16 protein-coding genes are annotated in these 18072 nt (G+C 68.9%); 12 read left to right on the top strand and 4 right to left on the bottom strand.

The annotated features are described in order from the left end of the window. From mutY to ftsY, 3 genes are read right to left on the bottom strand one after another with little or no spacing between them, the layout of a single operon-like run. Complete coding sequence (gene mutY / locus AC3ANK_RS13520; protein WP_484171428.1) at nt 1-1074, bottom strand: A/G-specific adenine glycosylase; 1074 nt, start codon at nt 1072-1074, stop codon at nt 1-3. After that, nucleotides 1071-2339: an AsmA family protein gene (locus AC3ANK_RS13515; protein ID WP_484171427.1), complete on the bottom strand. Its 1269-nt coding sequence runs from the start codon at nt 2337-2339 to the stop codon at nt 1071-1073. The genes mutY and AC3ANK_RS13515 overlap by 4 nt, the downstream gene beginning before the upstream one ends. 17 nt (nt 2340-2356) lie before the next feature. Beyond that, on the bottom strand, nt 2357-3619 hold the full coding sequence (ftsY, locus tag AC3ANK_RS13510) for a signal recognition particle-docking protein FtsY (protein WP_484171426.1): 1263 nt from the start codon (nt 3617-3619) through the stop codon (nt 2357-2359). A 64-nt stretch (nt 3620-3683) separates the two neighbouring features. Between ftsY and rsmD the strand changes: the two genes are divergently transcribed. The 7 genes from rsmD to AC3ANK_RS13475 all read left to right on the top strand — a co-directional run bounded on the left by rsmD (nt 3684) and on the right by AC3ANK_RS13475 (nt 9845). Next, nucleotides 3684-4334: a 16S rRNA (guanine(966)-N(2))-methyltransferase RsmD gene (gene rsmD / locus AC3ANK_RS13505; RefSeq protein ID WP_206861272.1), complete on the top strand. Its 651-nt coding sequence runs from the start codon at nt 3684-3686 to the stop codon at nt 4332-4334. Nucleotides 4335-4340: 6 nt separating this feature from the next. Next, entirely contained in the window at nt 4341-4844 is a 504-nt protein-coding gene (coaD, locus tag AC3ANK_RS13500; RefSeq protein ID WP_206861271.1) for a pantetheine-phosphate adenylyltransferase, read from the top strand. A 64-nt stretch (nt 4845-4908) separates the two neighbouring features. Then, nucleotides 4909-5400, top strand: coding sequence for a hypothetical protein (locus tag AC3ANK_RS13495; RefSeq protein WP_206861270.1), 492 nt, complete (start codon nt 4909-4911; stop codon nt 5398-5400). A 458-nt stretch (nt 5401-5858) separates the two neighbouring features. After that, nucleotides 5859-6113 (top strand): YfhL family 4Fe-4S dicluster ferredoxin, encoded by a 255-nt coding sequence (locus tag AC3ANK_RS13490; RefSeq protein WP_206861269.1) that lies wholly within the window; start codon nt 5859-5861, stop codon nt 6111-6113. Further along, a complete protein-coding gene (gene ggt / locus AC3ANK_RS13485; protein ID WP_484171425.1) occupies nt 6113-7846 on the top strand; it encodes a gamma-glutamyltransferase in 1734 nt (577 codons plus the stop codon). Before AC3ANK_RS13490 ends, ggt begins: the two co-directional genes overlap by 1 nt. A 359-nt stretch (nt 7847-8205) precedes the next feature. Continuing rightward, a complete protein-coding gene (locus tag AC3ANK_RS13480; protein ID WP_206861267.1) occupies nt 8206-9096 on the top strand; it encodes an MBL fold metallo-hydrolase in 891 nt (296 codons plus the stop codon). Beyond that, entirely contained in the window at nt 9093-9845 is a 753-nt protein-coding gene (locus tag AC3ANK_RS13475; protein ID WP_206861266.1) for a TMEM43 family protein, read from the top strand. The genes AC3ANK_RS13480 and AC3ANK_RS13475 overlap by 4 nt, the downstream gene beginning before the upstream one ends. A 184-nt stretch (nt 9846-10029) precedes the next feature. Here the strand turns inward: AC3ANK_RS13475 and AC3ANK_RS13470 are convergent, their stop codons facing one another. Continuing rightward, nucleotides 10030-10671 (bottom strand): helix-turn-helix domain-containing protein, encoded by a 642-nt coding sequence (locus AC3ANK_RS13470; protein ID WP_484171424.1) that lies wholly within the window; start codon nt 10669-10671, stop codon nt 10030-10032. Between the two features lie 204 nt (nt 10672-10875). On the opposite strand from AC3ANK_RS13470, the gene AC3ANK_RS13465 reads away from it, so the two are divergent. The 5 genes from AC3ANK_RS13465 to AC3ANK_RS13445 are packed head-to-tail and all read left to right on the top strand — an operon-like array spanning nt 10876 to nt 18014. Beyond that, nucleotides 10876-12945 carry a serine hydrolase domain-containing protein gene (locus AC3ANK_RS13465; protein ID WP_484171423.1) on the top strand — a complete coding sequence of 690 codons (2070 nt, stop codon included), beginning with the start codon at nt 10876-10878 and terminating at the stop codon, nt 12943-12945. A gap of 54 nt (nt 12946-12999) precedes the next feature. Further along, nucleotides 13000-14016 carry a dipeptide epimerase gene (locus AC3ANK_RS13460; protein WP_484171422.1) on the top strand — a complete coding sequence of 339 codons (1017 nt, stop codon included), beginning with the start codon at nt 13000-13002 and terminating at the stop codon, nt 14014-14016. After that, nucleotides 13989-15353 (top strand): peptide MFS transporter, encoded by a 1365-nt coding sequence (locus AC3ANK_RS13455; protein ID WP_484171421.1) that lies wholly within the window; start codon nt 13989-13991, stop codon nt 15351-15353. The genes AC3ANK_RS13460 and AC3ANK_RS13455 overlap by 28 nt, the downstream gene beginning before the upstream one ends. 52 nt (nt 15354-15405) lie before the next feature. Further along, complete coding sequence (locus AC3ANK_RS13450; protein WP_484171420.1) at nt 15406-15627, top strand: hypothetical protein; 222 nt, start codon at nt 15406-15408, stop codon at nt 15625-15627. Nucleotides 15628-15671: 44 nt separating this feature from the next. After that, complete coding sequence (locus tag AC3ANK_RS13445) at nt 15672-18014, top strand: TonB-dependent receptor (RefSeq protein ID WP_484171419.1); 2343 nt, start codon at nt 15672-15674, stop codon at nt 18012-18014. Nucleotides 18015-18072 lie beyond the last annotated feature (58 nt).

Here is an 18072-nt window from a genome sequence, read left to right as displayed (position 1 = left end):
TCAGGCGCCTTGGTTCGTGAGCAGTTTGCGGATCGGAGCGGGAATGCCGAGCGATGCCAGTTCCTCGCGCGCGACCCAGCGCAGGTCGTCATTGTCGCCGATCCACGAACGCGCTTCGGCACGCAGGCGCAGCGGCTGCAATTGCAGCTTGTAGTGGCTGAAGGCGTGGTCGATCGGCGGCAGCGCGCGGGCGCTGGCGTAGTCGCCGGACAGGTGCTGATCGAACCATCCGCGCGCGGCGTCGGCGTCGTCGGCCTGCGGCAGCGTCCATAGCGAGGCCCAGATGCCGGTCGGCGGGCGGCGCAGCATCAGGATGCGGCCCTGCGCGTCCTCGGCCCACAGCACGTGCGCGTATTTCTGCGGCGGTGTCTTGCCGGGCTTGGGCGTGGGCAGTTCGGCGGTACGGCCTTCGCGCCGCGCGACGCAGTCCTCCTGCAGCGGGCACAGCACGCAGGCAGGATCGGCGCGCGTGCACAGCGTCGCACCGAGGTCCATCTGCGCCTGCGTGTAATCGGCCATGCGCGTGCCGGGCAGCTGCGCGCTGGCGACGTGCGCCTCGGCGAGCGCCCACAGCTGCTTCTCGATCGCCGGCAGCCCCGGATATCCATCGATGCCGTGATAACGGCTCAGCACGCGCTTGACGTTGCCGTCGAGGATCGCGTGACGGTCGTTCCACGCCTGCGAGGCGATCGCCGCCGCCGTGCTGCGTCCCACGCCGGGCAGTGCGGTGAGCGCATCGAGATCGCGCGGCAAATCGCCGCCATGCCGTTCGACGCATTGCTTCGCGGCGGCATGCAGGTTGCGCGCGCGGGCGTAGTAGCCCAGCCCCGACCACAACGCGAGCACGTCGTCGAGCGGCGCGGCGGCGAGGTCGCGCAACGTCGGCAATGCATCGACGAAGCGCTGGAAATACGGCGCGGCGGTTTTCACCTGCGTCTGCTGCAGCATGATTTCCGACAGCCACACGCGATACGGCGTGCGCGGATGCTGCCAGGGCAGGTCGTGGCGACCGCTCACGTCGAACCAGGCGAGCAGGCGGGCGGCGAAATCGGGCGGGGTGGTGCGTGCGGTCATGGTGATGCGTCTTCGCCGAACTGGACGTCCACGCCTTCGAGCGTGGCGCCGGCGATTTCAAGTCGTGGGCTGCTGAGTCGGCCGTCCAGCGGCGGCAGCGGCGAACCGCCAGCCGATGCGTCGACCCACGCAAGGATGGCCGGCAGGCGGAAGGAACCGTCGAATCGCGTGTCGTCGCGCGCCAGGCGCAGCGCGGTGCGGTCCGACAGATCGGCGCGTCCGCGATAGTCGAGTTCGAAGGGCAGGGGCGTGGTCGATTCCGACAGGGGCGACGGCAACGCCGGCCACGCGCGTGGCCACGACGACAACGTGCCGTCGAGCCGCAGGCCCAGCGCATCGCCGAAAGTGAGCGCGCCGGAGGAATGCAGGCTCGGCACCACGCCGGTGCCGTACACCACCGCGCCCAGCGGCGCCATGCGCAACGTGCCTTCGCGCACGCGCAGCGGACCAGCGAGGCCGTAGGTGAACGCAAGATCGGTGTCGCCGTTGCGGTACGTCGCGTCGGCGCCCAGGCGCATGTCGTCCAGGCCGATGCCGTCGGCGCCGTTGTGCAGCCGTCCGGAAAGCTGCGTCCGCATCGGCATCGTCCACGGCGCCGACTGCACGGTGACGTTGCCGACCACCCCGAGTCCTGCGCGCGCGGCCGGGCGTGTCAGCGCCGCATGCACGTCGAACGGGACGCGCACCGCGCCGGTGGCGAAGCGTCCGAGCAGGCGGCCACGCACCGCGCGATCGGGCGCGAACGACGGCAGGTCGGCGTCGAACGCCTCCACGCGCCAGCCGTCGCCGATCACGCGACCGCGCACCACGCGCAGGCCGTCGGTCAGCGTCGGCATGCGCGGCGGCTGCGTGGACGGCGGACGCGTCGCCATCCAGCGCTGCAGAGCGGGCAGGTCGAGTTCGGGCGCGTCCAGTTCGATGCGACGCACGGTGAGGTCGGCGCCGAGCGCGCGGATCGTCGACCACGGCAGTTCCAGCTGGATGCGTTCGGCGCGCAGCAGCGGCGTCGGATCGCCCGGCTTGCGCGCGACGACGTCGCGGATCGCCAGCATCGGCGTGCCTCGCAGGCGGTATTCGGCGGCGCCGCTGGCGGTGATTTCCAGGCCCAGCGCGCTGCCGACGCGCGCGAGGATCAACGCGGCGACGCGGTCCGGTCGCGACATCCAGTGCAGCGCGAAGGCGAGCAGCGCCAGTGCGACGGTCAGCACCAGCAGCGCGATGCGGCGCCGGCGCGGCGGGGAAGGTTGCGGTTCCGGCGCGGCCATGCGGTGCCGGCGCGGCGTCAGGCGCCGAGGGATTCGGGCAGCAGCGCGTCGACGAAGGCTTCGGCGTCGAACACGCGCAGATCTTCCGGGCGCTCGCCGATGCCGGCGAAGCGGATCGGAATGCCGAACTCGCGCGCGAGCGCGAACACCACGCCGCCCTTCGCCGTGCCGTCGAGCTTGGTGACCACCAGTCCCGTCACGCCCACCGCCGCATGGAACTGGCGCAGCTGCGAGAGCGCGTTCTGGCCGGTGGTGCCGTCGATCACCATCAGCACCTCATGCGGCGCGGACGCGTCGATCTTCTGCAGCACGCGCTTGATCTTGCCCAGCTCGGCCATCAGGCCCTGCTGCGTGTGCAGGCGGCCGGCGGTATCGGCGATCAGCACCTGCGTGCCGCGCGCCCGGGCGGCCTGCAAGGCGTCGAACGCGACGGAGGCGGCATCGGCATTCTGCCCCTGCGCGACGACCGGCACGCCGTTGCGCTCGCCCCACGCCTGCAACTGCGCGACGGCAGCGGCGCGGAAGGTGTCGCCGGCGGCGAGCATCAGCGGGCGGTTCTCGTCCTTGAAGCGCTTGGCGAGCTTGCCGATGGTCGTGGTCTTGCCCACGCCATTGACGCCGACGGTGAGCAGGACGAAGGGCTTCGCATTCGTGTCGATCTGCAGCGGCTGCGCGACGGGCTTGAGCATCGCGATCAGATCGGCGCGCAGCGCGGTGAGCAGCGCGTTGGCGTCGGCGAATTCGCGCGCCTTCATGCGCTTGCGCAGCGATTCGACCAGCTGCGTGGTCGCGCCCACGCCGACGTCGGCGGTGATCAGCGCGGTTTCGATTTCGTCGAGCAGGTCGTCGTCCAGGCGCGGATGACGCGAGAACAACCCACTGAAGCTGCGCGCGAAGGCCGAACCGCGCAGGCGTTCGCGCCAGCCGGTCTTCCCGGGGGCGGCGGGCTCGGCGACCGGAACCGTCGGCGTGATCGGTGCCGCGGCGGCGATGTCGGGATCGGCCGCGGCGGCGACCGGTTCGACGTCGAGCGCGGCGGCGATCACTTCGGCGGGAACGGGCTCGGGTTCGGCTGGGGCGGCGACCGGTTCCGCCGTGGACGGCGATGCGGGCGCGACATCCGCCGGGACCGCTTCCGTCTGCGGGGCGGGTTCGGGCTCGGCCTCGCGCGACGGGAACGCCGCGGCCAGTTCCTCGATGCTGTAGCGCTCCTGCGCGCCTTCGGGCTTTGCCGCATCGGCCGGGGTCTGGTCTTTCTTGCGACGGAAAAAGTCGAACATCGAGGCGGCGTGGGGGAATGCGCGAGAATGCGCACATGCTAGCACCGGCCCTCGAGAGCCCCCGATGAACAAAGCGCCCCGACGCCCACCCGCCGCGCCGTCCGGCGGAACCGGCAAGGTCCGCATCATCGGTGGCCGCTGGCGCGGCACGCGGCTGAGCGTGCCCGAGGTCGCCGGCCTCCGGCCGACCTCCGACCGCGTGCGCGAAACCTTGTTCAACTGGCTCATGCCGATGCTCCCCGGCGCGCGCGTGCTGGACCTGTTCGCCGGCAGCGGGGCGCTCGGGCTGGAAGCCCTGTCGCGCGGCGCGTCGGCGGCCGTCCTGGTCGAACGCGATCCGGCGCTGGCCGCGGCACTGCGCGCCACCGCCGCGCGCCTGCCGGGCGGTGATGCGGCGACGATCGCGCAGGCCGACGCGGTGGCGTGGCTCGCATCGCAGGCGACGGGTACGTTCGACCTGGCGTTCGTCGATCCGCCGTTCGCGGCAGGGTTGTGGGACGCGGTGCTGCCGGGTGTCGCGCGGGTCGTGAAGCCGGGGGGCTGGCTCTACGTCGAAGCCCCGCACGAGGCCGCGTTCGATCTGTCCGTCGACTGGCTCCCGCACCGCGAAGGCCGCACCCGTGATGTGCGCTACGGGCTCTACCGGCGGGGCGCTTCCGCCACTGCTACACTGCCGGCCGCGCCGGCCAGCCCGGATTCCGGCGCCCATGCCTGACTTCGAATGACCGCGGCCCGAAACCGAATCGCCGTCTACCCCGGCACCTTCGACCCGATCACCAACGGCCATATCGATCTGGTCGACCGCGCCGCTCCGTTGTTCGAACGCCTGGTCATCGGCGTGGCCGAAAGCCCGGCCAAGGGGCCCGCGCTGCCGCTCGCGCTGCGCGTGGACCTGGCGAAGAAGGCCGTCGCCCACCATCCGAACGTGGAAGTGCGCGGCTTCGACTGCCTGCTCGCGCATTTCGTCGCGCAGGTCGGCGCGGGCGTGCTGCTGCGCGGCCTGCGCGCGGTGTCCGACTTCGAATACGAATTCCAGCTGGCCAGCATGAACCGCCATCTGATCCCGGACGTGGAGACGCTGTTCCTCACCCCCGCGGAACAGTACGGCTTCATTTCCTCCTCGCTGGTGCGCGAGATCTCCCGCCTCGGCGGCGATGTCTCCGGCTTCGTGCCGCCGGCGGTCGACGCCGCGTTGCAGGCGCAGTGGCAACGTGCTCCACGCTGATCCGGCGCCGCCGGATCGGACGCTCCATCACCACCAACACCCGGAACGAACCGAGGGGAATCCGATGAAGACCACCACCCGCCTGCTGCTGATCGCCTGCCTGTCGATGCCGCTCCTGGCCGCCTGCAACAAGCAGGAAGAAAAGACCGCCGCCGTCGCCGAGGCCCCGCTGGCCGCGCCGACCACCAACGACAGCGCGGCGTGGGACACGTACCTGACCGAGGTCGTCAAGCGCAACATCGAAGGCGCGACCAACGTCTACCTGTACACGCTGCCGGATCCGGCCGGCGCCGACTTCCAGGGCGAGTACGACCGCCAGCTGGAAAAGGCGACGGGCGACGTGGCCCGTGGCGGCGTGGACGGCACGCTGCTGGCGTTCGGCTCGCAGAACTCGGCCAAGTCGGCCGACCTCGCCATCGCCGCTTTCGCCCAGGCCCAGCCGGGCACGATGAAGGGCGTGCGTGTGATGTTCATCGGCGCGCCGGCCGACACCGACCGCGTCAAGGCCGCCGTCGAGCCGTCGGGCGCGAAGTTCGAGTTCATCGAAGCGAAGTGACGTTCCGGCCCGCGTCCGCTCCGCGGACGCGGCTTTGCCCGGACGTCATCCCGGCGAAAGCCGGGATCCAGCCCGCGAAAGCGGGCCCGTGCTTTTTGCGCTCCTGGCGCGCAACGACGCTCGCCAACGGGTTCCTGTTCAACTCCAGCGCCTCGCACATGCTGTTGCGGGACGACGACATGGGCGTCGTCGCCGAAGACCTGGTGCGAATGTTCGATTACCCCCGGGCACGACGTGGTCGCCGCCCTCTATCCGCGCAAGCGCATCGACATGGGGCAGGTGGAGCAGGCCGTGCTCAACCGGCCCTCCGCGCTCGCGGTGGCGGCGTCTGGGGGTGCCCCTGGTGCGCTCGGTGCACATGGGGCAGATCGGAGTGTTCGGCAACCCGAAGGCGGTGGCCGGGCTGGGCATCGGGCGCGGGTGACCGGCGGGCGTGCCGGGCATGAGACAATGTCCGCATGTCCCTCAAGATCAACGAGCTCTGCGTCAATTGCGACGTCTGTGAACCGGCTTGCCCGAACCAGGCGATCTCGCAGGGCGAAACGATCTATGTGATCGATCCGGCGCGCTGCACCGAATGCGTCGGCCATTTCGACGAGCCGCAATGCGTGGTCGTCTGTCCGGTCGAGTGCATCGACCCCGACCCGGACCATCCCGAAACCCAGGAACAACTGCTGGCCAAACTGGCCGGACTGCGACAGGAGACCCCCTGATGCGAAAGACGTTGCGCGTGCTGGCCAGCCGAACCCTCCTGACCGCAAGCCTGTTGTTCCTCGCGACGTCTCCGCTGCAGGCCGCCCCCGCGCAAGCGCCGGCGAACAAGGCCACCACCACCCATCCGCCCGGTGCCGCGATCGCCAGCGCGCACGCGCTCGCCACCGACGCCGGCATGGAAATGATCCGCCAGGGCGGCAACGCGTTCGACGCGGCGGTGGCGGTGTCGGCGATGCTCTCGGTCGTGGAGCCGATCAGCTCCGGCATCGGCGGTGGCGGTTTCTTCCTGCTGCACGATGCGAAGAGCGGGAAGGACGTGTTCGTCGACGCGCGCGAAACCGCGCCCGAATCGGCCACGCCGCAGGCCTATCTCACGCCAAACGGGGAGCTCGACAACGACCGCGCGACCAACGGCCCGTGGTCGGCGGGCATTCCGGGTTTGCCGGCCGCGCTCGTGCACGTCTCGGGCAAGTACGGCCGGCTGCCGCTGAAGACCGCGTTGGCGCCGGCGATCCGCGTCGCGCGCGAAGGTTTCGAGGTCTATCCGCGCCTGGAACGCGGCTACGCCAGCCGTCGCGAAGTGATGGAACGCTATCGCGGCACGCGCGAGGTGTTCCTCGCCGACGGCACGCCGCCGAAGGCGGGAGAGGTCCTCAGGCAGCCGGACCTCGCGCGCACGCTGGAACTGTTGGGCGAGAAGGGGTTCGACGGTTTCTACAAGGGCGAAGTGGCGAAGAAGCTGCTGGCCGCGGTGAAGGAGGAGGGCGGGCGCTGGCGCGCGGAGGAGCTCAGCGGTTACCGCGTCAAGGAACGCGAACCGCTGCATTTCAAGTACCGAGACTGGAGCATCACCACCGCGCCGCCGCCGTCGTCGGGTGGCGTGGCGATCGCGCAGATGCTGCAGATGCTGTCGGGCTGGGACCTCAAGTCGCTCGATGAAGCGCAGCGCACGCACCTGATCGCCGAATCGATGCGCCGCGCGTTCCGCGACCGCACGATCTACCTCGGCGATCCTGACTTCGTGAAGATGCCGCTCGCGCGCCTGACCAGCGCCGATTATGCCGCCGGCCAACGCGCCGGCATCCATCCGTCGAAAGCCACGCCGAGCGACCTGCTGCCCGGCCAGCCCGCGCCGCTGGAAGACGACGAGACCACGCACTTCTCCATTCTCGATGCCGAGGGAAATCGCGTCTCGACCACGCAGACGGTGAACCTGCTGTACGGCTCGGGCCTGGTCGCGCCCGGCACCGGCGTGCTGCTCAACGACGAAATGGATGATTTCGCGCTGCGTCCGGGCACGCCGAACGCGTTCGGCGTGATGGGTTTCGAGGCGAACGCGCCGGCGCCGGGCAAGCGCATGCTCAGCTCGATGACGCCGAGTTTCATCGAATCGAAGGATGAGCTCGCCATCCTCGGCGCGCCGGGTGGAAGCCGCATCATCACCGAGGTGCTGATCGGCATCCTCGCCTACGACGATGGCCTGACCGCGCAACAGGTCGCCGCGAAGCCGCGCATCCATCACCAGTGGATGCCCGACGTGATCTCGGCCGAACCCGATGCCCTGTCGCCGGAAACGGTGAAGGCGCTGGAAGCGATGGGCCACAAGGTCAATGACGGCGAACGCACCTGGGGCAACCTGCAGACGGTGTCGTGGGACAAGCGCGCCAACACGCTGGAAGGCGGCACGGATCCGCGCAATCCGGTGGGGAAGGCGGATGTGCTGGTGAAGTGACGATCTGGCCCGCGTTCGCAACGCGGACGCGGCTTTGCCGGAACGTCATCCCGGCGAAAGCCGGGATCCAGGCCGATGAGCGCCGGTTCTTGCGATGCTTTCGCTTCGCATGGCTCACGTCCTTCGCGCCTCACGAACCAGCAACATCGAGATGGGTTTCGGCTTTCGCTGGAATGACGGCGCTGTGGTTTGCCGATGTTGGAGCGTTCAGGCGTTACGGCCTGAATTCAAGCCTTCGCCGGGGTGCCGGAAAGTAGTAGCCGCTGCGACGCCGGCACCTGCCAACGACCCCTGAAGTGCCATTCGATTTCCCCGCCCGCAGCGCTAAAATCGAGCCGTAACGACGCAATGGTGACGCCATGAAACTCTGGTCCATCCTCGGCAACAGCCAGAAGCTCGACGGCGGTGCGATGTTCGGCAACGCGCCGCGCGCGATGTGGGCCCGCTGGGCATCGCCGGACGACGAGAACCGCATCGACCTCGCGTGTCGCGCGCTGCTCGCCACGCCGCTGAACGGAAAGACGGTGCTGTTCGAAACCGGCATCGGTGCGTTCTTCGAGCCGAAGCTGCGCGAACGCTACGGCGTGGTGGAAGACCGCCACGTGCTGGTCGATTCGCTCCATGACGCCGGCTTCAAGCCCGAGGACATCGACGTCGTCGTCCTCTCCCACCTGCATTTCGATCACGCCGGCGGCCTGCTCGCGCCGTGGAGCGAAGGGCAGGCGCCGAAGCTGCTGTTCCCGAACGCGACCTACGTCGTCGGTCGTCGCCATTACGAGCGCGCGCTGGAACCGCACCCGCGCGACCGCGCCAGTTTCATTCCCGAACTTCCCGCGCTGCTGGAAGCCACCGGCCGCCTGGAACTGGTCGATGGCGAATACTCGAACGCGCTCGGCGATACCGTGCGTTTCCACTACAGCGACGGGCACACGCCGGGGCTGATGCTGTCGGAAATCGTCGGCCCAGATCGCGTGGACGGCGAAACGCACGGCGGCGTGGTGTTCTGCGCAGATCTCATCCCGGGCCGTCCGTGGGTGCACGTGCCCATCACCATGGGCTACGACCGTAACGCGGAATTGTTGATCGACGAGAAGAAGGCGTTCCTCGCCGACAAGCTGCGCCGCAACGTGCATCTGTTCTTCACCCACGATCCGCAGTGCGCGCTGGCGCAGGTGGTGCGCGACGAGAAGGGCAAGTTCGGCACTGCGCATGAAGTGCCCGAGCTGCACGCGAGGGCGCTGGCGGCATGAGGTTTCCGCGCGCGGCGCTCGCGCTGTCGTTCTCGTGCGCGCTCGCGATGGGCGCCGTGGCGTTCGGGCAAACCGACGTGCGCGCAGATACGGGCGAGGAACCGTTGGGCACGCCGCAATCGGCCAAGGGCCTGCGCGATCGCGACTTCGGCGTGACCACGCGCCAGTTCGGCCTGGATCGCCAGGTCGAGATGTACCAGTGGCGCGCACGGGGCGACGGCTACACGCAGGTGTGGAACGCGGCGCGCATCGATTCGTCCGGCTTCGCGCCGGGCCACGAAAACCCGCGCAAGCCGATCGAGAACCGTCGCTGGTGGGCGATGGACGCGACGCTCGACGGCCATCCCATCGACGTGAACGTGTTGCGCACGCTCGGCCAATGGCGCGTGTTCCGGCCGAATTTCTCGCGGTTGCCGGCCAATCTCGCGGCATCGTTCCAGCCTGAAGGCGACGGCCTGGGCAGCGCCGAGAATCCGCTGGAACCGCGCGTGGGCGACCTGCGCATCCACTGGCGCGAACTCCATCTGCCGCCGCTGGAAGGCAAGGTCGAACTGCGCGAAGGGCGCTGGCATCTCACGCCGGACGCGGCGCAGGCGGCGCTCAGCGCGGCGAGCGCGTCCAACGCCGTCGAACTGCCGGCCGACCAGGATCGCGCGCTGCTGCCCTGGCTGCTTGGTGGCGCGACGGTCGTGGTCGTCGTCGGGCTCGTCTGGCGCCGCGTGCGTCGGCGCCGCGAAGCGGCTCGCTGATTCCCTGTCGTTGTAGCCCGGGTAAGCGAAGCGCACCCGGGGTCGGGCGCGCGAATGTCATTTCGCTTGAGGCTTCGTTGTCCCCGGGTGCGGCCTTTGGCCTTGCCCCGGCTACAAACGCCCGGTTGCCCAGCTCTTGTAGCCCGGGTAAGCGAAGCGCACCCGGGGTGGGTGGCCGGATGCGTCAGCGCGTGCCCGTGCGCGGCACGTCGCCGTGCAGGTGCATCAGCGATTCCATCAGCTGCTCGTCGGCGCTCGAACACACGCCCAGCAGCACCACTTCCTCGCAGCCGTCGGCGGCGATGTACGCGTGGCCCATGTTCGAATCGATGTACACCGACTGCCCGGCTTCCAGCACGATCGGATCGTAGAACTCGGTGTGCACCTCGGCGCGACCTTCGAGTACGTGAATGTATTCCTCGCCCGAGTGGTGCACCAGTTCGCCGAACTCCTCGATGCTCTTCGCGCGCACGCGGGTGATCACCGGGATCATGCGCTTGCGGCGCAGTTCCGGGCACAGATAGAAGTAGTCGTAATTGGGCGTGGTGACGCGCACGGCGTCCTCGATCCGCCCGATGCTGCGCCGCGCGGTGACCGGCGGCTCGGGCGTGTTGTCGTCCTCGGCGAACAGTTCCGACATGCGGATGTTCAGGCGCTGGCTGATCTGCTGCAGCTTGTCGTAAGTCAGGGTGAGGCGGTCGTTCTCGACCTTGGACAGCGTCGACAGCGGAATGCCGCACCGCTGGCTCATTTCCTTGAGCGTCCATTCGTTGCGGGCGCGCAGGGCGCGCAGGAGGCTGCCGATGGTCGGGTGCTGCTGGGTCATGCCGATGAATGCTCCTGCATGGGCCGGCGGTGGGGCGGGGCCGGGACCCGGACGGCCTCGAACGGGCCGTTGGCCTGTAATTCTAGGTGACGTCCGGACCCGGTTGACAATTTTCCAATCAGGATCATTATCTCCAACGGGGTCAGTTGGTGTCAGGCCGTGCCTGCCGCACGGGGCTGTATTCACTGGTGGGGAGTGCGTTCCTTGAAGACGAGTCCGATTGCGCAGGATGCGAAGCCGGGTTTCCGCTGGCGCCCGATTACCGCGGCGCTGCTGTCGCTGACGCTGTTGTCCGCGTCGATGTCCGCCATCGCTGCCGCGCCCGCCGGGCAGGCGCCCACGCCGCCGCCGCCCAAGGAACCCGCGCCGCTCGCGGGCGACGCGTCCGCCGTCGCCGTGCCGGTGCCCGCCGCCGACGAACGCCTCACCGCCGCGGACCTGGAAGCCTGGGTCGACGGTTTCATGCCCTACGCGCTGGAACAGACCGACGTCGCCGGTTCCGTCGTCGTCGTGGTGAAGGACGGCAAGGTGCTGTTCCAGAAGGGCTACGGCTATTCCGACCTCGCCACGCGCAAGCCGGTCGATCCGGCGAAGACGCTGTTCCGCCCCGGCTCGGTGTCCAAGCTGTTCACCTGGACGGCGGTGATGCAGCTGGTCGAACAGGGCAAGCTCGATCTCGACAAGGACATCAACACCTACCTCGACTTCGAGATCCCGCCGTTTCAAGGCAAGCCGGTCACGCTGCGCAACGTGATGACGCACACCGCCGGCATGGAGGAAGTGATCCGCGGGCTGATCGCCAACAGCGAGAAGGAGATCGCGCCGCTGGACTCCACGCTCAAGCACTGGATCCCCGAACGCGTCTACGCACCGGGCACCACGCCCGCGTACTCGAACTACGCCACCGCGCTGGCCGGTTACGTCGTGCAGCGCGTGTCGGGCGAGCCGTTCGAGGCCTACGTCGCCAACCACATCTTCAAGCCGCTGCAGATGCGGCATTCCAGCTTCTCGCAGCCGCTGGAGAAGCACCTGCAGCCGTTGGTGTCGAAGGGTTACAAGACCGCGTCCGACGGCAAGCCGCAGCCGTACGAGTACATCAACCTCGCGCCCGCCGGCAGCCTCGCATCGACCGCCGCGGACATGGGCAACTTCATGATCGCGCACCTGAACAACGGCGCCTTCGGCGAGTCGCGCATCCTGGGCGAAGCCACCGCGCGCGAGATGCACGAGACCGGCCAGGATTCGATCAAGCCGCTCAACCGCATGATGCTGGGCTTCTACGAGACCACGATAAACGGCCATCGCGCGATCGCCCACGGCGGCGACACGCAGTGGTTCCACAGCGACCTGCAGCTGTTCCCGGACGACGGCATCGGCATCTTCGTGTCGACCAACAGCGCCGGCAAGGACGGCAGCGCACGCCTGATCCGCGACGGACTGGTCACCGGTTTCGCCAACCGCTACCTGCCGGGCCCGTCGAACGTCGCCAAGGGCATCGACGAGGCCACCGCGAAGGAACACGCGCAGCTCATCGCCGGCGCGTACAACAGCAGCCGCCGCGCCGATTCCAACTTCATGAACCTGGTCTACATGCTGGGCCAGGCGAAGGTGATCGCGAACGAGGACGGCACCATCAGCGTGCCGATGCTCGCAGGCTACAGCGGCGCGCCGAAGAAGTGGCGCGAGATCGCCCCCTTCGTGTGGCAGGACACCGGCAGCGGCGACCGCCTCGCGGCGGAAGTCGTCGACGGCCGCGTGGTGCGTTTCAGCGCCGAGCCGATCGCCGCGATCATGGTGTTCCAGCGCGCCGCGTGGTGGCAGACGCCGGGCGTGTTCCTGACCATGCTGGTCGGCAGCCTCGCCGCGCTGCTGTTCACGGTGATCGCATGGCCGGTGTCGGCGATGGTGCGCCGTCATTACGGTGCGCGTTATCCGCTGACCGGAACCGACGCGCGCGCGCACCGCTGGGTTCGCATCGCCTCGCTCGCCGTGCTCGCCTCGATGGGCGCGATGATCGGCATGGTCTTCGCGATGATGTCCGACCTGGCGATGATGTCGCCGGCCAGCGACGTCTACGTGATCGCACTGCGCGTGCTCGCGGCGATCGTGCTGCCGCTGGGCGCGGCGATCGCGCTGTGGAATGCGTGGGTCGTGCTGCGCAGCCCGCGCTCGTGGTGGGCGAAGCTGTGGAGCATCGTGCTTGCGGTTTCGTGCCTGGCGCTGCTGTGGATCGGCTTTGCCACGCACCTCATGGGCTTCAGCGCCAACTACTGACCGAACCCACCTGCGCGGCGGCATGAGCCGCCGCGCACTTCCGGGAGCATCGTCGTGACCAAGACCCACCGCGTCCAGCTCGGGCTGCGGAACGAGGACCTGCGCCTGTCCGCTCCGTTCCGCATCTCCGGACATGTCTTCGAAGTCTCGCCGGTGACGCTCGTCACCCTGCGCAAGAACGGGCGCACCGGGCGCGGCGAAGCGGCCGGCGTGTACTACACGCAGGACGCCCCGGCGAAGATGCTGCCCGCCATCGAGTACCTGCGCGACGTCCTGCAGGACGGCGTCGGCCGGCACGAACTGCGCACGCTTCTGCCGTCCGGCGGCGCGCGCAACGCGGTGGACTGCGCGTTGTGGGAACTGGAGGCGGCGCTGGCCGACGTGCCCGCCTGGCAGCTCGCCAACATGGATCGGCCCCGGCCGCTGCTCACCACCTTCACCGTCGGCGCGGACGAGCCTGCGGTCATGGCCGATCGTGCCCGCGCGTACACGCATGCGCGGGCGATCAAGGTGAAGCTCACCGGCGAGGCGGATCTCGACATCGCGCGCCTTCGCGCGGTGCGGGCGGCGCGCCCGGACGTGTGGCTCGGCGTCGATGCGAACCAGGGCTACGTGCCCGACACGCTCTCGCAGTTGCTGCCGGTGCTGGCGGATGAAGGCGTGTCGCTGCTCGAACAACCCTGCCGACGCGGGCACGAGGCCGAACTCGACGGCGTGGATCGCACCGTGCCCATCGCCGCCGACGAAAGCATCCTCGACCTGGACGAACTGGAAGCACGCGCGCGCTGGTTCGACGTGGTCAACATCAAGCTCGACAAATGCGGCGGCCTGACCGAAGGCCTGATGATGGCGCAGCGCGCACGTGAACTCGGCAAGCGCGTGATGGTCGGCAACATGGTCGGCACGAGCCTGGCGATGGCGCCGGCGTTCCTGCTCGGCCAGTTCTGCGACATCGTCGATCTGGACGGCCCGCTGTTCCTCGACCGCGACCGCACGCCGGGCGTGGTCTACGCCGACGGCCACGTCGATTGCCCCGATGCGGTATGGGGCACGCCGGACGCGGTCGCGTGATCGCCGCCGCGCCGCGCGCCAGCGCCGGCACGCGCTGGTTCTTCGGGCAGCCGCCGGGGCTGGCGATCCTGTTCCTCACGCAGATGTGGGAGACGTTCTCCTACTTCGGCATGCGCGCGCTGCTGGTCTATTACATGACCAAGCAGTTGCTGATCGGCCAACAGCAGGCGTCGATGATCTACGGGCTGTACACCGCAACGGTGTACTTCACGCCGATCGTCGGCGGCGTCATCGCCGACCGCTGGCTGGGCCGGCGACGCGCGGTGATCATCGGCGGCACGATCATGGCGTTCGGTCATTTCCTGATGGCGTCCGAATCGCTGTTCTTCTTCGCGCTCGCCGCCATCGCGCTGGGCAACGGTTTGTTCCTGCCGAGCCTGCCGAGCCAGATCGACGGGCTGTATGCGAAGGACGATCCGCGGCGCGGCTCGGCGTACAACTTCTACTACGTCGGCACGAACCTCGGCGGGCTGCTCGCGCCGCTGGTATGCGGCACGCTCGGCGAGGTGTACGGCTGGCACTGGGGCTTCGGCGCGGCGGGCATCGGCATGCTCGGCGGACTGACGTTGTATGTGCTCGGCCAGCGCTGGCTGCCGGCGGAAACGGCGGCGCCCCGTTCGCAGGATGTCGAAACGAGCGGCGGCACGACGCCGCACCACGCGCTGCGCCAACGCGTGATCGCGCTGGTCGCGGTGGCGCTGTGCGTGATGCTGTTCCGCGGCGCGTACGAACAGACCGGCAACACGATCGCGTTGTGGGCCGATGCGGGCATCGATCGTCATCTGGCCGGCGACGTCGTCATTCCGATGACCTGGTTCCAGGCGCTGAATCCGCTGCTGGTGATCGCGCTGACGCCGTTGCTGGTCGCGCACTGGACACGGCAGGCACGGAGCGGCCGCGAACCGACCCCGGCGCGGAAGATGGCGATGGGCGCGTTCGGCGTCGGTGCGGCGTTCGCGATGCTCGCCTTCGTCGATGCGTCCGCGCACGGGCAGGCGAGCTGGATCTGGCTCGCGCTGTTCTTCCTCGTCCTCACCACGGGCGAGCTGTTCATCCTGCCGATCGGGCTGGGCCTGTTCGCGCGGCTCGCGCCGAAGGGGCATGGCGCGACGACGATCGCCGGCTGGTTCTTCGCTTCCTTCGGCGGAAACCTGCTGGCCGGCGTGCTGGGCATGTTGTGGACCGGCATCGGGCCGTCGGCGTTCTTCGGCGCGATGGCGATGGTGGCCGCGGCGGCCGGCACGCTGCTGCGCCTGCTGGACGGTGCGGTGCGCCGGGCCGAAGCCGGCAACGATCCCGACGCGAAGTTTGCGGCTGAACACGCCCGATCCGATTGACATGTTTCCAATCAGGATGTTTAGATCCTGATACGGAGTGAAGGAGCGCAGCATGACGACTGGCTTACCCTTCAGCGATCGACGGCAGCGGCCCCGCGTGGCGGGCCTCGCCGTGGACCTTCCGCATCCGGCGCCGCGATTCGACCGCACCACCGCCGCACGTCCGAACGACTTCAACGATGCGACCGCGGCCTCGCACCGCGGTCGTTCCTGCATCGACATCGCACCCGCGACGGACGGCCCGGGCCGCCCGCGCCGCGACGTCCTGGGCTGACAGACCGGTCGCAACCGGCGAACTCTGGGGAGAGGGGAATGCACATGCACGACAAGCGCGACGACACCGCCATGCGGCGCCGCCCGCTGACGAAGGCGATCCACCGGTCGCTGGCGGTCACGCTGGCCTTCGCGCTGGCCGCGCCGGTCATGGCACAGGAGCAGGGCGCGTCGACGACGTCGGCGGACGACGTCGCCGCGCAATCGTCGATCACCACGCTCGACAACATGACGGTCACCGCGAACAAGCGCGAGGAGAACATCCGCGAGGTCGCCGCCGCGATCACCGTGCTCGGTGGCCAGCAGCTTGAGAACTTCAACGCCACGCAGATGTCCGACTACGCCAGCTACGTGCCCGGCCTGCAACTGCAGTCCAACGGCACGCCGGGCCAGACGCAGGTGTCGATGCGCGGCATCGCGGCGATGTCGCCCGGCTCGACCGTCGGCACCTACCTCGACGAAACGCCGGTCGGCTCCAACAGCCTCTACCAGCAGGCCACGCTGTTCTCGCTGGACCTGTTCCCGTACGACATCGAGCGCATCGAAGTGCTGCGCGGCCCGCAGGGCACGCTGTACGGTGCCGGTGCGATGGGCGGCCTGCTCAAGTACATGACGCGCAAGCCGGACACCTCCACCCGCGAGTTCCGCATCGGCGGCGGTGTGTCCGACACCGAGGGCGCGGGCGACCTGGGCACGAACTATCGCGTGGGCATGAACCTGCCGCTGGTGCAGGACGCCCTCGCGTTGCGCGTGAGCTACGCGCGCAACGACATCGCCGGCTACGTCGACAACCTCGTCGATGGCCGCAAGGACATCAACGAAGGCGAGCAGACCAGCGCACGCGCGGCGCTGCTGTGGGAAAGCGACGTCATCAGCGCCCAGTTCGCGGTGATGCGGCAGGAGATCGACAGCGAGAACAACGGCACCATCGCGCTGGATCCGGAAACGCACGAGCCCATCGCCGGCCTGAGCGACTACATCTACGAGGACGAGCCGTTCATCAAGGAGCTCGACCATTACGCGCTCACGGTCGACTGGGACCTCGGCTTCGCCGATTTCGTCTCGGCGACGAGCTACTCCGACACGCACACCGTCATCACCAGCGACCAGACGTTGACCTACGGCCCGTTCACCGCGCTGTTCGGGCTTCCGCCGGGCCGGGCGTCGCTCACCTATGCGCTGGACCTGAACCAGATCACGCAGGAATTCCGCCTGACCTCCAAGTCCGGCCAGCCGTTCGAGTGGCTGGTGGGCACGTTCTATTCCGACGAGGACGGCGACAACGCGCAGACGGTGCCGATCACGCAGTTCGACGGATCGCCGATCCCGGGGCTGTCCACGCTCGGCGACCTGGCGATCCCGAGCACGTACGAGGAAACGGCGGTCTTCGCCAACGGTTCCTACAAGTTCAACGACTGGTTCAAGCTCGGCGCCGGCGTGCGTTTCTCGCGCAACGAGCAGGACTTCGCGCAGATCGTCAGCGACGGCATCCTGCTGCCGATCGGTACGAGCACCAACGACTCCAGCGAAGACGTCTTCACCTGGAGCGTCACGCCGCAGTTCCAGCTCAACGAGGACGTGATGCTCTATGCGAAGGCCGCCACCGGCTACCAGCCGGGCGGCCCGAACGTGCTCGCCCCCGGCCTGCCGCCGGTGGTGGATTCCTCGATGCTCACCAGCTACGAGATCGGCATGAAGTCGGCCTTCGCCGGCAACCGCGTCGTGCTGGACCTCACCGCCTACCAGATCGACTGGGAAGACATCCAGGTGGCGTCGCAGGTGAACGGCATCAGCGGCCTGGTCAACGGCGGCGAAGCGACCAGTCGCGGCATCGAGGCCTCGGCCGTGTTCCGTCCGGTGGACGGCCTCACGCTCGGCGTCAACGCGGCGTACAACGACGCGAAGATCGACGAGGATTTCCCGGCGATCATCGTCCCCGCCGGCCCCGCGCAGGTCGAGGTGAACACGGGCCTCAAGAACGACCGCATGCCGTATGTGCCCGACCTGACGTGGTCGATCACGGCCGACTGGTTCGTCCCGCTGGGCGGCAACTGGAGCGCCACCTTCGGCGGCGGCGTGCGCTGGGTCGACGACCGCACCAACGGCACGACCGAACGCCAGATCGTGCGCCTGCTCGATCCGCCGACCGTGCTGGACGAGCAGATCACCGAACCGCTGGTGATCGACAGCTACTACGCGTTCGACCTGTACGCCGCGTTCTCCAACACCAACTGGACGCTGCGCGCGTACCTGAAGAACGCCACCGACGAGCGCGCGTATTCGACGATGAACGACATCGTCGACCAGGTCACCGGCATCACGCACCACACCGCGGCCTCGCCGATCCAGCCGCGCACCTTCGGCGTGGAAGTCGACTACCGCTTCTGAACCGGCAGGACGCGGGCGGCCCGCGAGCCGCCCGCGCGTTGCGGCGCGCCTGTACCAG

The organism is Lysobacter sp. SCRH-1R (assembly GCF_057747855.1).
The sequence above is the reverse complement of the archived record's forward strand: the minus strand, read 5'-3'. Positions and strand labels throughout refer to the sequence as shown.